This is a genomic window from Nocardia xishanensis NBRC 101358, from assembly GCF_001613365.1.
Taxonomy (GTDB): domain Bacteria; phylum Actinomycetota; class Actinomycetes; order Mycobacteriales; family Mycobacteriaceae; genus Nocardia; species Nocardia xishanensis.
Genome location: NZ_BDCF01000009.1, coordinates 149545 through 163675, shown reverse-complemented (window position 1 = coordinate 163675; position 14131 = coordinate 149545). Strand labels below are relative to the sequence as shown.

The window sequence follows — 14131 nt, the reverse complement described above, 5'->3', positions numbered from 1 at the left end:
CCCACCTCGCAGTGATCTTCCCACCCCGCCGACTCCGTCGGCTTTCCATCCCCCAAGTGCTCTTCCCACCCCGCCGACTCCGTCGGCTTTCCATCCCCCAGTAGCTATGCTTGACGAGGAACAGCACATCCGTTCGTTTTTAGGGGCAAACCCACATGACCGGCAATCGCCAGGCACAACGCGCGTTCGACGCTGGTGTCTTGTCCTTGGGCATTGTGATCGACGGACAGGAATCTGCCCGCGATCTGGAATACGCTCAGCTAGCCTTCCAGCGCGCCACCGAATGGGATCCCGGTATGTGCGACGCTTGGCTCGGACGCGCGGCCGCAGGCGAGCACACCCGTGAGGTGATCTTCAATCTCTTCAAGACCAGCACCTCGACGCTCTTCCGTGAGCAGCGCAGGCTCGGCCTGCAACCGCGGGTGCTGGCGGGCCGCTTCACCGTCGGGCAGTACATCGACTACCCGCTGGCCAGCTATGCCGAGATCTGGCTCGCGCAGGCCGCGCAGCTGATCACCGACGGCGACTACGACGAAGCCGAGAAGGTCCTCGACGAACTGGCCAAACACCGGTCCGCACAGGTCTCCTCGTCGGATCGCGAGATCGACGACCGGATCTGCGCCTACGTCCGTGGCGTGCTGCACTTCACCACGCAGCGCTGGCCCGATGTGATGACCGTGTTGGCCGGTTCGGCGGACTGGGAGGATCCTTACCTGGCCGCGGGCGCCCACGTCATGGTCGGCACCGCATGTGCCCAGCTGGGTTTGTTCGGCGAGGCCATCCGTCGCATGGAAGCCGCTGAGAAGGGCCCGATTCCGGCCGCGGCGACCACTGCCCGCTTCTGCCGCGGACTCGCCCTGCGCGAGACCGGCGAGGAAGAGAAGGCGCAGGCGCTGTTCGAGAAGGTGTTCTCCGAGGCGCCGGGTTTCGAGGCCAACACCATGGCCATGCGCGACCGCAAATACCGGATCACGGTGACCACCAAGGAACTCATCGACGCGCGCACCAACAAGTGGGATCCGGCCTCGGCGCCGACGCTGGAACAGATGGGCCAGGAGGAGCGCGACGACAAGGCCAAGCTGATCCTCGAGAAGGCGCGCGGCGAACTCGACGAGCAGATCGGTCTCGCCGGTGTGAAAATGCAGGTTGCGAAGTTGCAGGCAACCGCTCAGCTAGCGCGGATCCGGGCCGAAAAAGGAATGGCGAGCGGATCCCGCGGCCAACATCTGGCATTCACCGGCCCGCCGGGTACCGGTAAGACCACCGTTGCCCGCGTGGTGGCAAAAATTTACTGTGGCTTAGGAATTCTCAAGACCGATAAGCTGATCGAAGCCAAACGTTCCGATTTCGTCGGTCAGCATTTGGGCAGTACCGCGATCAAGACGAACAAGTTGATCGATAGCGCTATGGACGGCGTGCTGTTCATCGACGAGGCCTACACGCTGATTCAAACCGGCCTGTCCGGCGGTGACGCGTTCGGTCGCGAAGCCGTCGATACGCTGCTCGCGCGAATGGAGAACGACCGCGATCGCCTGGTGGTGATCATCGCCGGATACGACGGCGAGATCGACCGATTCCTGGCCTCCAACGACGGTCTGGCGTCCCGCTTCGCCAAGCGGGTGAAGTTCGATTCCTACTCGCCGGAGGAGCTCGGCGAAATCGGCCGTTTCATTGCGCGGAAACGGGATTCGGAACTGGCCGACGACGCGCAGGCGCTGCTGGTCGCCGCCTGCGGTGAGCTCTACCGCAAGGAGGCAACGGATCAGAGCGGTGAGATCCGGCGCGGCATCGACATGGCAGGCAACGGCCGGTTCATCCGCAACGTGATCGAGGCGGCCGAGGAGGAGCGCGAGTTCCGGCTGGCCAATGACATCAACCTGGATCTGAGCGCCGTGGACGAATCGGTGTTGATGCGGATCGAGGCGGAAGATATGCAGAACGCGCTGGACAACGTGCTGTCCACGCTGCGCTGATATCCGGACACAGCAGTACGGCCGTGAGTTCTCGGAGCGTACTGCTGTGCGGAGCAGGTCAATTGGTGGTCGGCAGGATGTCGTAGCTGACGAGCGCTTCCTCGCGCGAGAGCGTCGGCCCCGGCACCAGCTGGCTGATGATCGGCCACGGTGCGGGCCGCGGTTTGTCGGCCAGGCCGAGCAGGGTGGCCGTGTCCTGATCCGGGATGCCGTAGCGAATCCCGTTGTCGGAGATGTAGAACAGGCTGCCCATGCGGACGCTGTCCGGTGACATGCCGGTCGTCTGGAGGTACTCCCCCGAGTTCGGCGGGATGTAGGCATGGTCGATGCGGTCGCCGGTGCCGTCGCCGCTGGCCAGATCCACCACCTTGGCCGACTTCGGCAGCGGCAGTTCACGTCCGGCGAGCAGCGTGATCGTGGCGGCCGGATCGGAGGCCTTCTTGGCCCACTGTATGCAGCTGACCTTGTTCTCCTCGGGAGTGAGGATGGTCGGCACCGGGCCAGGGAACTGGTCCACCGGTAGCGGGCTCACCACGGGCACGCCCACCACCCGGTCCGGCGGCACCGAGATGATCTCGTTCATCTCCTGGGAGTTCGCGTTGCGGATCACCTCGGCGGCGAACGGCGTCAGCCGCTGCACGCCGTCGGCGAGCACCACGTACAGCTCTTCGGAGTCGACCCGCTGCACGCGGATCACGCCGCCGATCGGCACGCCCTGCAAGCGACCGGGGCCGGGTTCGCCGAGCCGATCGATCTTCGGCGGGACGATCGCGGGGACCTGGGTGGCGGAATTGAGCATGCCCGCGCTGACCGGACGCGGGTTGTACTGCCGCATGCCAAGCGAGCGCGAGATCACCGAATCGTTCGGATCCACTTCGGCGCGTTTGCCGTCCCACATCAGGAAGGTTTTGCCGCCGCGAGTCACCAGCAGCGCCTCGTTGTCGCGCAGCGGGCGGCCGGTGTTCGGCTCGCTCGAGTCGAGCGCGCCCGCGATGACCGTGGACTTGGCGCCGGCGGAGCGGGCGGCGCTGCCTGCCGCGGACAGTTCCACCGCATCGCACAGGCTCCAGACGGAGTCCGGCGAGGCCGCGCCGGGCAGGGTGGCCGGAACGCCGGGAATGCCCACCATCGGGCCGCGCGGCATCGTCAGCTTGGATTCCTTGACGGAGGTGGGTTTTTCGTTGCTGGCGACGATCAGACGGGCGGAAGCCAGGTTCAGCGCCGGATGCAGCGTGCCGTCGACGATCACGTAGAGCGCGCCGGTCTCCTTGCCCATCACGATGGTCGCGTCGCCGATCGCGCCGACCGGGCGCAGGAACGCCAGAATCGCCGCACCGGCGACCACCAGGATGCCGAGCACCGCGCCGACCACCAGCGAGCGGAACTGCGAGCGCATCGGATCGTGCAGCATCCGGACATCGCGCCGGATCAGCGCGTGCTCGTACCGTTTCAGCAGAAACCGGTAACCGTTGACTTGCGCCTTCGTAGTCAACTGTGCGGGCACGAAACGCCTCCGAACTGACGCGGGTACAACGGACCGAGTATTTCACCCGGCACGAGCTTTACAGTACCTACCCGCCCCGCCGGCTACGCAAGCTTCGCCGGCTGCCATCCCCCAGTACCTACCCGCCCCGCCCGCTACGCAAGCTTCGCCGGCTGCCATCCCCCAGTACCTACCCACCCCGCCCGCTACGCAAGCTTCGCCGGCTGCCATCCCCGGTAGCGAAGCCGAACGAGTTCGGTCCATTATGTCCGCATGGGTTCCACCACAGCCGGCGGCGAAAATCGCGACGCCGCGCCGCAGAGTTCACCTGCCCCGTCGGCCGAACCTGCGCCCACTCCCCTGCGCTCACCGTACTTCTGGCTGTTCCGAATTCTGCCGCTGCGCTGGGTGATTCCGGTGGCCCTCGTCGCGGTCGCGGCCTCGCTGGTGGCGGTGATCTTCGATGCCTCGGTGTGGATCGCGGCCGGAGTATGCGTCGGTGTGCTCCTGCTCGGCCTGACGCCACTGCCGCGCCGCAAGTCGCTGGCAGGCTGGCTGGACGAGGAAATCACCTTCCGTTGGCGAGCGTTCCGCAATCGTTCCGCAACCGTCAATCAGGCGCCGTTCGACGTACCGCTGCCCGAGGGCGGCACCTATGGAATGCGCTGGGACGGCTCCCGATTGCTCATCATGCTGCGCGTGGAGGCGCATCCGCGCACGGTGACGTTGCTGAGCCCGCGGTCGCTGATCTCCGACGACATGATGCCGCTGCCAGAGATCGCGCACTGCCTCGACCAGTTCGACATCGAACTGGCCTCCATCGATGTCATCAGCACCGGCGCGCGCACCGCAGGGCCCGGCCGGATCTCGCACCTCTACGAACAGATCCTCGGCCCGCTGCCCGCGGTGGCGCACCGCACGGTGTGGGTGGTGCTGCGACTGGACCCGCTGGCCAACGCGGCCGCGGTGGCGCGGCGCGGCGGCGGCGCGACCGGCACACTGCGCTCGGCCATCGTCGCGACCCGCCGCGTGGCGAATCGGCTTGCCGCCCAGGGTATCTCCACGGCGGTACTGTCGGCCGCCGAGATCACCGCGGCGGTCAACCAGCTCACCCGGCACACGCCGCTGGAGGAGTTCACCGAGACCGCGCACAGCGTGGAACGCGATGGCATCCACTACACCACCTACGGGATGGCGCCGGAGGCGCTGGGGCCGCGCGGCTTCGCGGCGGTGTGGTCGACGCCGACGCTGGCGACCACCGTCACCATGCGTCTTCAACGCGCCGCGGCACAGGCACCGCGCGACCAGGCCGCCACACCCGGTGCCGCGGGCATCGAAGTGACCGCGGTAGTGCGCTTCGACACCCCGGACAAGCCCGCCGTGGTAAAGGCGGAGGGCCTGGTTCCCTTGCCTGGCAAGCAGTTCCGCGCCCTGCTGTACACGCTGCCGATCGCCCAGCGCGGCCGCCCATTCTCCCCGGAAACCTATCTGGGCAAGCCGGATTCGCTGCTCACACTGCCGATGCCGATCGCAGGCTGCGGGCAGCTGATCGGCGCCGACACCTCCGGACAGGGCGTGGCCCTGCCACTGGTCGGGCACCAGGTGCGGCGCGTGGAGGTGATCGGATCGCTGCTGGTCGCCCAGCAGATGATCCTGCGCTCCATCGCGCTCGGCGCCTCGGTCGTGGTGCACACCAACCGTCACGACGCGTGGCGGCAGATGGCGGCCGACGTGGGTGTGCCCCAGTCCCTGACCATCGCGGCCTGGTCCGCGGCCGGGCAGCAGGCGAGCGCGCACCGCTCCGCCAATGTGATCGTCTACGACGGCATTCAGCCGACGGGGCACCACTCCGACGCCACCACCGTGCTGCTCCGCAATGCCCCGGCGACCATGGAGGACCACTTCGACCCCGACGTCACCCTCGCCGAGGACCCGGAGACCGCCAACCTCGTCACCGTGCGCACGGCAGGTGTGACCACCCGCGTGCACATGGTGGCGACACCGGACGAGATGCAGTACCTGCACACGGCTTTGGCCGCCGCCCGCTAGCCGGAGTACCGGAAAGCCCCGGCCACCCGCGAGGGTGACCGGGGCTTTCTCGTTGCCAACCCGGATCAGAAGGAGTTGTAGACCTTCTTGTCAGCGGCGAACGCGTTGTTGAACGCGCCGTCGATGGCGTTGCGCAGGGCCTGCATCTTGGTGTGGGTGTCGTTGAGCTCCTCGAGCAGGGAGTTGGCCTTCACGGTGAAGGACTCCAGCGCCTCGCTCTCTTCCCAACCCTTGGTGACCAGCTTGTCCTTGGCGGCGACGAAGGCGTCCTTGTAGCCGTCGAGATCCTTGTAGTACTGGTCCATTTCGCTGATCAGCTGGTCGTGGACCTGTTTGGTGTACTTCATGGCAGTCTCCTTTCGAGTGGTGTGTCAGATCAGGTTGGTCAGGGCGTCCACGTTTTCCGGATCGACGTTGCCGAGGGTCGTATTGCCCTCGGAGATGGTCTGATTCATCTCGTCGATCTTGGTGTTGATACGGGTGGTCTCCTCCTGCCAAGCGGTGGAAGCCTTCTGTCCCGCAACGGCGGCGTCACCCTCCCAGCCCGAGCGGGCCGCGTCGAAGGTTTCCTGCACGGCCGAGATGGTCTTCTTGATGCCCTCGACGGCCTGCATGTATTCGTCGACGACCGCAGCAGCTTCGGCCTCTGTATAACTGGTCTGTCCGGACATTGTTCACCTCATCATGTCGGTGGGTACTTGGTTTTCCGCTGCGCAGGGGCCGCGGTGGTTCGGTCGGTTCGTGAGTTCCGATGCGTTAACTAGGGCATCCACCTTCCTCCGGGCAAGGTTTCGATCAGCGCCGAGATCGCCTGGGCGATCCGGTGATCGGTTCCCGGGGTGAAGGTCGACCAGACCCGCAGGTCCGGCGCAGCGCCGGGGCTGGCGGCGATCCGACCACGCGAGGTGTCGTAAACCGCTACCGCTCCGGACGTTCTGGTGGTGACGCCGTCGTCGTAGGCATAGGCGACGATCTCGGCGTGCGCGTGACAGCTGGACATGGCCAGCCCGAACTCGATGGCATCGCGTTCGGCCACGCCGCGGGCGTAGAAGATATCGGAGTAATCGCTGGATCGCGTTGCCTCGTCGAGCCTTTCGCGCAGTTCGTCGACGGGGGCGCTGATGCTCGGGATTTCGGCGGCGGGTGCGCGGCCCAGCGCTTCGAGTACCGGCCGGGCCAGCGCTTGACCGCCGCCGTCGCACCAGATGGTGCCCACGTCGAAGGTGTCGCCGGTGCGGGTGGCCAGCGCGTGCTGAGCTCCCTTGCGCGCCAGACAGACCTGGCGGATCCCCGACTCCGTGTAGATCCGGGCCGCGAGCTCACGCTCCGGGTTGGCCAGAACGAACAGCGCGTCGGTCAGGTCGGCGTCGACATCGTCGTAGGTGTTGACCAGCCCGGCCGCGCGCAGGTCGGCGATCGCCTGGTCGCGTGCGGCCTGCCAGGCGTCGACCGAATCCTGCTGCGGTCCGACCCCCAGCACCAGCGGCAGGGTCTGCACGCCGATCAGGTCGGACACCGCCAGGAGCCCATCGTTGGTCATCGTCGTCATGCCGCCCCCGGTGCCGTGGCTTTCGGTGCGGGTTCGGCTGCGCCGAGTACCGCTGGGCTAGCGGCGAAACCGGCTTCGACCTCGAACGGCTTGTCCGGCTGCGCGGAGGCGGCGCCGGCCCGCACGGTGCGGTCGTCGTCCTGCATCGCCGCTGCGGGCGCCATCGCGGCCGGGGTGCCCATGCGGCTCGCCGACAACGAATCTCCGGCCACCGGAGCCGTTTCCACGGGCAACGGGGTCGGTTCGGCGGTCGCGGAGGCGGCCACGGCCTGCGTGGTGAACGCCGTCTTCGCTCGCGGCGGTGGTGTGGCCCGGGCGAACGCCGCGGCGAACGAGGTCGGCAAGGCGGTCGTGGGCATGGCCGTGGGACGCACCTCGGACGCGGCCCGCTCGGCTTCCAGAGCGGCACTATTGGCGATGACCGGTGGCCCGGTCTGCGTCCACGGCGCCTCCAGCGGCTTGGTCGCCTCTTCGTAGACGCGCATGACCCGGGCCGCGTTGACCTTGGCCAGATCCTGTTCGGCGTCGATATCGGCGGCCGCGCCAACCAGGGGCGCACCCAACCCGGCGCCGATCGCCTCCACCGCCTTCTTCGCCTCTTCCAAGGCGGCGATCTCGGCGACGTGCGGCATGGCCAGCCTGGCCACCTCGTAGGCCAGCGCCTGCGAGCCGGTCTTGGTGGCGTTCTGGGCCGCGGAACCGGCCGCCTCCAGCAGCCACTCCCGCAGTTTGGTGATCCGGTCCAGGATCTCCGGGCTCGTCTCCGAACGCCACGATTCGCCGATGGCCTTGACGATCTGGTCGTACTCGGGCACGGCCGCGCCGAAACTCACGCCGAGCCGAGTCCATGCCTGGGCCGCTTCGGCCATCGGCGCCGCGCCGCGACCGGTGGTCAGATCCTGGGCGAGTTTCTCCGTTGGCCTGGCTTCCCAGACCACGCCGGTGAAACCAGGAATCGGCGGTTCGACCATATGTCCCCCGCTTCGCGCTAGGCCGACGCCCCGAGACCAGCGGCGTTCTCGGCATCCATACCCACCAGCGACTGCGACTGCGAGCGCAGCGCGGCGGCCAGTTTGCGTAGTTCGAGAACGCCGGCGGTCGCGGCTTCGTCGTAGGAGGCGGCCACACCGCGCAGGGTCTGCGCGGCACGCTGGGAAACTTCGTCCAGCCCAGCGGCTTCCACGGCCAGGGCGGGCGTGTTGGCCTTCAGATCGGCTTCCAGCCGGTCCGCGAGGGCGTCCAGTGCGGTGGCGGACTTGATTGCCCCGGCGCGATCGAATTCCATGACGTCCTCCTATCAGAGGGTGAGTGCCTGGTCCGGCGGTTCGTTGAGTCCATCGGCGTTGGCCGCGCCGACCACCGGCAGCGAGGCGCCTTCGATGTCGCCCACCACCTCGTTACCGTGCGAGGCGGACACCAGCTCGCCGCGCAAGCCGTTCGCGGCGTCCTCCGCGCCGCGGCCCATGCCCGCGGCCATCGGTGACATCGGCATCATGCCGCCCGGTGAGCTGGCCGCCGTGGTGCTGCTGCTGCGGGCCGCCGAACTGGCGCCGGCCTGCATCGCCGAGGCCGGGTTGCCAACGCCGTTCACGCCGGCCGCGCCCAGATTGCCGACCGTGCGGCCACCGGCCCAGGGGCTGAGCTGGCGCGCCGCGGCGGCCACGGCACCGCCGCCACCACCGACACCCCCGCCACCACCACCGGACTTCGCCGCGCTCTTGCCCAGCTCCGCGTGCTCGGCCTTGTCCTTTTCCAGCGCCGGATTGGCGGAGGCCACCGGATTCAATGTCTTGTGCAGCGAGACAGCCGAGTCCATGCCGGACTTCACCGCGCTGGTCAGCGTGGGGATCATCTGCATCAGCATGCTCAGCATCTGCATCTGGTCCATGCCCTTGGGGGCATCGGTGACGGGCACCTTCTGACCCGTGGCCGTCATCTCGGCGCTGTGCACAGTCATTTCGGCGCGCGTCTTCGCCACCGTCGCCGTGGCCTCGGCCATCGTCTCGATGGTGGAGGCGACCAGGAAGGCCTGGCCGCCGGGGGTCGAGAGGAACGGCGCGGAGGCCGCGACCTGTGCCATGTACTTGGCGATGATGGCCGCCATCGTCGCGCCGCCGATGGCGACCGAGGTCGCGGCGGAGGCGACGCCGACCGACTCCTGCGCTGCCTGGGCGGCGATCTTGCCGCCGTCCTTCTGCGCCTCTTTGCCTTTTTCCTCGGCGGCGGCCGCGGCCTGACTCTGCCACAGCTGCATCGCCATCGTGAGCGCCGTGCTGCCCAGCTGCACCACCGTCGAGACGACGCTGGAGACCTGGCTCAGTACCTGGGTCGGGTCGATGACAGGAGCGGCGGCCGGGTCGGCGCCGACTGGTTGCGCAGCCGGATCGCCGGTGGCCGCGGGCGCGGCGGCCGGTGCGGGCGCGGGGAACTGGCCGGTGCCGAAGGTGGCGGCCAGATCGGTAAGCGGCTTGGCCAACAGGGACAGGTCGATCACCGGTAGCGGCGGCAGGCCGGGAATCGGTGGCATCAGCGGAATTTCGGGCAGCTGCGGCAGGCCCATGTCCGCGAGGACACTGTTCACCGGCCGGTCCAACATCGGACCCACCGCGCTCTGGCGCAGCATGTCCAATACCGACTGATCGACCAGCTCCGACATCAGGCTCGACCGACCGTATCGATATCGGAGCCCGAGAGCCCGTCCGTCACTTGGTATTCGGCGGCGGCCTGCTGGCAGGTCAGCGCCGTCATGCCGTGCACGTAGGCCAGCTCGGCGACCGAGGTGAGGTGATTGGCCTGCGCCACCGCGAAGGAGGCGAGGAAATCCTGACCGATCAAACCGAACACCGGGATGGCCGCCGCCATGGTGGCCGCCTGGTTCACCGAGCCGGCGCTCGCCACGCTGGCGGCACACGCCGCAGCGGTGTCCGCGTAGGCCCGAATCGCGTCAGGTTCGGCGACCACATGGGGCCAGGGATTGATGTCAAAACCGTGAGGCATCGGAAACACCCTCTGCGCGAATATGATTGGAACGACCAGTCCGAATATACCGGATCACAGGATGAGTCACGCAGTAAACATTCGGGTGGAAAATCTTAAGGGAGAGTAAATCTTTGGTGCCGCATCATGCCTGAGCTGCGGACTCTTCATTGAACTCGGTGATGAGTTCACCCATCCTGGCCATGGCTTTGGCCGCCGCGCGATGGGCCGTGGAAACCACCGCCTGCTCGAATTCACCGGGTGACATTCGCGACACCGCACTGGTGAATCGCAAGTCCCGCAAGGCTCCGCTGCCGTCGACCTCGACAGTGACCGCACCGTACTCCGACGACTCCTGCTCGCGCACCTTCGCCATCTCGTCGCCGAGATCGCGCAACCGATTGAGCGCCCGCTGCGCCCGCGCCTCGATCTCGTCCATCACCGGGTTGGTACTCATGCCTCCGCCTCGCTGACGCTCGGCTCCGGCATGCGTACCGCACACTGGCACATGATTCGCTCTCTGCGTTCGCTCATGCCTCCGCCTCGCTGACGCTCGGCTCCGGCATGCGTACCGCACACTGGCACACGATTCGCTCTCTGCGTTCGCTCATGTCAAGCTTCCCTCAACCAGCTCTGCGGCTCTTCGTCGTACTCTTCTTCCTCGACCCACTCCTGCGCCGCGACATCCTCCGGCTTCGGCAACCCGGTCAGCGCGAGCTGCTGGTTGGTCAACCCCGCCGCCTGCAACTCCTCCCGCCGCGCCAGCCCGGCCCGGTTCGCCGCCTGACGGCACAACCGCATGATCTGATTCGCCAGCTCGGCCGGATTCCGCCGCAGCTCATCCGTTTCAACCGAAATAGCCAGCGGCAAGCCCTGTTCGGTGGTGCGCACCGAAATCGTGCCGCTGATATTCGCCGCTGTGGACATCGCATCAACCCCTCATCGCCTGTTGCTCAGTGTATGTCCCAATCTCAGAGGTTCATCCGCTCGTCCTCGACCGCCCGGATCACCTCGGCGACCGCGACATCGATCACGCCGGTAAGTCGTATGCGCCCTGCGACATTCGCTCGTCTTTGATGGCTCGGACGACCGTCGCGATCTCGGTATTGATCATGGTGACGAACCGAGCCGCGTCGGCCGCTTGAGCGATCGGTGGCGAGGACGGTGCGATCACGTACCGTCCGTCGTCGGGCAGGTCACGCCATTCGAGCACACGCTGGATCTGTCCGCGAGGGCCGAAGATCGACCTGCCTTGGAAAACCTCGATCGTGCCCTGCATCGTCGCGACCGTGCTCTCGAACTTCGCGGCAGCGGTCGATGCCGAGCTGGACCCGCCGTAGGGGTCGTCCCACAGGCCGGAAGTCCCGGCACTGTGGTCCATCTCCTGGTCATTGGGCATCGGCAGTTTGATACTGCCGTTCTTCCCGGCGTCGACCTTCGGCAGTTCCTCGACCACCAAGCGCGCCAACGCGAGCGGATCACATTCGGTCACCGTGTAACCGCCCGCGTGCTCGAAGGTCCGGCCGGGCAACTGCTTCACCACGTATCCGCGTTCCTCCCGGCGCACCGCGAGCAGCCGGATGCGGCCGTCGATGCGCCGGTGGTCACTCGGGTCGAAGGCACGAACAATCAAGCCGAGATCCGGACTCAGCACATCTTCGGCCATCCGATCGCGGACCAGATCCTCTGTGCCACGCCAACTCTCGCGGACCCGGCGCAATTCCCGGACATAGGCTTCATGGCTGGGCAGGTCGCTGATGAAGGTAAAAGGTTGCGGCAGGTTGGCGCCCTTGATCCGCGACCACAAAGCCATGAACTCGTGATCGGTGAATTTCCAAGTGCGGCTCACTGTTCGACCACCGGCCTGACCACCTTCGGCGCCTCACCGAGCAGTTCGTCCAGGTGCTGGTCGGATTCGAGGTAGGCAGGACGCTTGTAGTTCTGCTGGCCCTGGCCCGCGCCCTGACCCGCGGCACCGGCGGGGCCGGGAGAACCGGGCGTCGCCTGCGCGGCTGCCCCGGCCCGGCCGATCCCGCCGAGACCGGTTCCGGCGGATGTCACCGTCGTGGCGGCGCCCGCGCGGGGGAACAGCTTCGCGGCTTCGGTCAGACCCAATCCCTTTGCCAGGGAGCCGGGGCCAGGCCCGGGGCCACCGAGTTTCGACGCCAAGTCGCCCACCTTCGGCATGCCGTTGGTCAACGCGTTCTGCGCGGCTTGCTGCGCGGCCGCCAGCGCCTCGCTCGCACCCTTCTGGCCGCCCTGGAGGGCTTCCTGCACAGCCTGCTGCGCGGCCTGTAGACCTTGCTGGGCGGCCTGCTGTGCCGCCGACGCGCCTTCCCTCGCAGCGGCTTGCGCCCGCTGCTGCTGCTGGTCGGCCTCTTGCCGCGCGGCCGCGTCCTTGGCGCGCTGCTCGGCCTCGGCCTGCCGACGATCGTTCTCGGCCCGCTGCGTCTTCTCGTAGGCCTCTTGTTCCTTCGCGCGCCGGGCCGCGTCCCTGCGCTGTTGCTCAGCGAACTCGGCGGCCTTCTTCTGCTCCTCCTCGGCGCGCTCCGTCGCTTTCGCCTGCGCCTTCTTCTGTTCCGCTGTCAGGCCGGGACCGGGACCAGGGCCTGCCTTGAGTTTCGCCGGACCAGGGCCAGGACCGATACCGGGACCGGGACCGGGACCACCGAGCTTCTGCTCGTTCTCGTCGACCTTGCCGTCGCGGTTGAGATCCTTGGGATCGAAGTCCTTTTCGTCGACCTTGCCGTCCTGGTTCTTGTCCCTGGGGTCGAAATCGCCTTTGTCGACCTTGCCGTCTCTATTGGTGTCCTTCGGATCGAACTGGACCGGCTCCACCCCATTGAAAGCTGTCGTCGGCGGGCTGAGCGTAGGGATCTTGTCGGCGGTGAAGTCGACACCGCGGATATAGGTCTCTTGGAAAAGACTCTGCCGGTCCGACAACCAATAGGAATCGTCCAGTTCTTCCTTCGGTTGATCAGGCGCCCAGTATTCGGTATCCACCAGGAAGCCCGCGACATATCCGAGAATCGACTGGGTTTGCTTCGCACTCTGCGCCAGCGGCTCGATGGACCGGCCGTAGGCCGAGAGCGCGGCCTGCATCGCCGTGGCGCCGGCCCCCTCCCATTTCGACTGGCCGTTGACCGCGCTCTCCACCTTGTTGCCGAAAGCGGTCTTCTGCGTGTTGAGAGTGTCGCCGATGGCGCCCCAATTCGCGGCGGCATCGACCACATCCGTCCAAGGCTTGTACCGTTCCAGGTACTTCCCGTTCTGGTAGAGCGCGTCCCAGCCCGGCGCCGGCTCGGCGTTTATCGCGGTCTTCTCGTATCCGGCAGCCTTGAGATCCGGTTGTTCTCGATCGCCTTTGACCTTGTAGGGGTTGTCTTTGGCGGGGGGTACCCAGTCGTCGTATCTCTTATTGCCGTGCTCGTCTTTTCCGTTTCTAGTCTTTTCGAACTTGCCATCCCCCCACAGGTCGGTATCCAATTGATCCGTTGGTTTCGGGATGTTGCGCTTCGAGTAGTCCCCCATCGGCGTGCTCTTGGTCGTGGAGCTGATCGTGTCCAACTGCCGACGCAGCTCTTCCTCGTTGGTGCTCTCGGCGTTAACCATGTTCTTGCCCGCAGCGACTACTGTGTCGAGCATGTCGTCGAGAACTCTGGTGTGCGCGTCCAGAATCCGATACATCTCGACACCCTGCTGAGCGAACTTGCTGGCGAGGGCATTGCCGGAATGCAGTCCGACGGCTACTTCGGCGAAGTTCGGCAGCCATTGGATGAGTTCCGTGGTACGGCGCAACGCCCGGAATTCCTCGCGCAGGTCCGAGATCGCCTGACCCAGTTGGACCGCGGATTGCGGGTCGAACTTGAGCCACTCCTTGTCACCGGACACACGGTTCTTCAGATCACCCCAGTGACCGGGCACCTTCAGCTCAGGGATCGGGGGCTTCGTGGTGCCGCCATCGTCGTCTCTGGGTGGCATACTCGTACTCCTCGACTATCTCCGAAACTCCGGGACTGTCACGTGCGCCCGTGTGCCGTCTTACGTCCATCTTGTCACGGAATCACTGTCCGAACATCTACGGACGACCCGTAAGCCTCA

14 protein-coding genes are annotated in these 14131 nt (G+C 66.6%); 2 read left to right on the top strand and 12 right to left on the bottom strand.

All coding sequences use genetic code 11. The annotated features are described in order from the left end of the window. Positions 1 to 155: 155 nt before the first annotated feature. Positions 156 to 1973 carry a type VII secretion AAA-ATPase EccA gene (eccA, locus tag NX1_RS10150; protein ID WP_068056996.1) on the top strand — a complete coding sequence of 606 codons (1818 nt, stop codon included), beginning with the start codon at positions 156 to 158 and terminating at the stop codon, positions 1971 to 1973. 58 nt (positions 1974 to 2031) lie between these two features. Here eccA and eccB read toward each other — a convergent pair whose 3' ends face one another. Then, complete coding sequence (gene eccB, locus NX1_RS10145; protein ID WP_068056995.1) at positions 2032 to 3477, bottom strand: type VII secretion protein EccB; 1446 nt, start codon at positions 3475 to 3477, stop codon at positions 2032 to 2034. A 252-nt stretch (positions 3478 to 3729) separates the two neighbouring features. On the opposite strand from eccB, the gene eccE reads away from it, so the two are divergent. Further along, positions 3730 to 5505, top strand: coding sequence for a type VII secretion protein EccE (gene eccE, locus NX1_RS10140; RefSeq protein ID WP_084501295.1), 1776 nt, complete (start codon positions 3730 to 3732; stop codon positions 5503 to 5505). Positions 5506 to 5570: 65 nt separating this feature from the next. Here eccE and NX1_RS10135 read toward each other — a convergent pair whose 3' ends face one another. From NX1_RS10135 to NX1_RS37205, 11 genes are all read right to left on the bottom strand, one after another. After that, on the bottom strand, positions 5571 to 5852 hold the full coding sequence (locus NX1_RS10135) for a hypothetical protein (protein WP_068056994.1): 282 nt from the start codon (positions 5850 to 5852) through the stop codon (positions 5571 to 5573). Between the two features lie 24 nt (positions 5853 to 5876). Then, positions 5877 to 6176 (bottom strand): WXG100 family type VII secretion target, encoded by a 300-nt coding sequence (locus NX1_RS10130; protein ID WP_068056992.1) that lies wholly within the window; start codon positions 6174 to 6176, stop codon positions 5877 to 5879. Between the two features lie 89 nt (positions 6177 to 6265). Beyond that, positions 6266 to 7045, bottom strand: coding sequence for an ESX secretion-associated protein EspG (locus tag NX1_RS10125; RefSeq protein WP_307650387.1), 780 nt, complete (start codon positions 7043 to 7045; stop codon positions 6266 to 6268). A 5-nt stretch (positions 7046 to 7050) separates the two neighbouring features. Further along, positions 7051 to 8025, bottom strand: coding sequence for a PPE domain-containing protein (locus NX1_RS10120; protein WP_068056989.1), 975 nt, complete (start codon positions 8023 to 8025; stop codon positions 7051 to 7053). Positions 8026 to 8042: 17 nt separating this feature from the next. After that, positions 8043 to 8339 (bottom strand): PE family protein, encoded by a 297-nt coding sequence (locus tag NX1_RS10115; RefSeq protein WP_068056987.1) that lies wholly within the window; start codon positions 8337 to 8339, stop codon positions 8043 to 8045. 12 nt (positions 8340 to 8351) lie between these two features. Beyond that, on the bottom strand, positions 8352 to 9710 hold the full coding sequence (locus NX1_RS10110; protein WP_068056984.1) for a hypothetical protein: 1359 nt from the start codon (positions 9708 to 9710) through the stop codon (positions 8352 to 8354). Beyond that, positions 9710 to 10051, bottom strand: a complete 342-nt coding sequence (locus tag NX1_RS10105; protein ID WP_068057151.1) for a type VII secretion target — start codon at positions 10049 to 10051, stop codon at positions 9710 to 9712. Before NX1_RS10105 ends, NX1_RS10110 begins: the two co-directional genes overlap by 1 nt. Before the next feature lie 124 nt (positions 10052 to 10175). Further along, positions 10176 to 10487 (bottom strand): YbaB/EbfC family nucleoid-associated protein, encoded by a 312-nt coding sequence (locus NX1_RS10100; protein WP_245668421.1) that lies wholly within the window; start codon positions 10485 to 10487, stop codon positions 10176 to 10178. Positions 10488 to 10642: 155 nt separating this feature from the next. Next, positions 10643 to 10957 carry a hypothetical protein gene (locus NX1_RS10095; RefSeq protein WP_068056982.1) on the bottom strand — a complete coding sequence of 105 codons (315 nt, stop codon included), beginning with the start codon at positions 10955 to 10957 and terminating at the stop codon, positions 10643 to 10645. Positions 10958 to 11060: 103 nt separating this feature from the next. Then, positions 11061 to 11879: an ESX secretion-associated protein EspG gene (locus tag NX1_RS10090; RefSeq protein ID WP_068056980.1), complete on the bottom strand. Its 819-nt coding sequence runs from the start codon at positions 11877 to 11879 to the stop codon at positions 11061 to 11063. Continuing rightward, positions 11876 to 14011, bottom strand: a complete 2136-nt coding sequence (locus tag NX1_RS37205; protein ID WP_068056978.1) for a hypothetical protein — start codon at positions 14009 to 14011, stop codon at positions 11876 to 11878. Before NX1_RS37205 ends, NX1_RS10090 begins: the two co-directional genes overlap by 4 nt. Positions 14012 to 14131 lie beyond the last annotated feature (120 nt).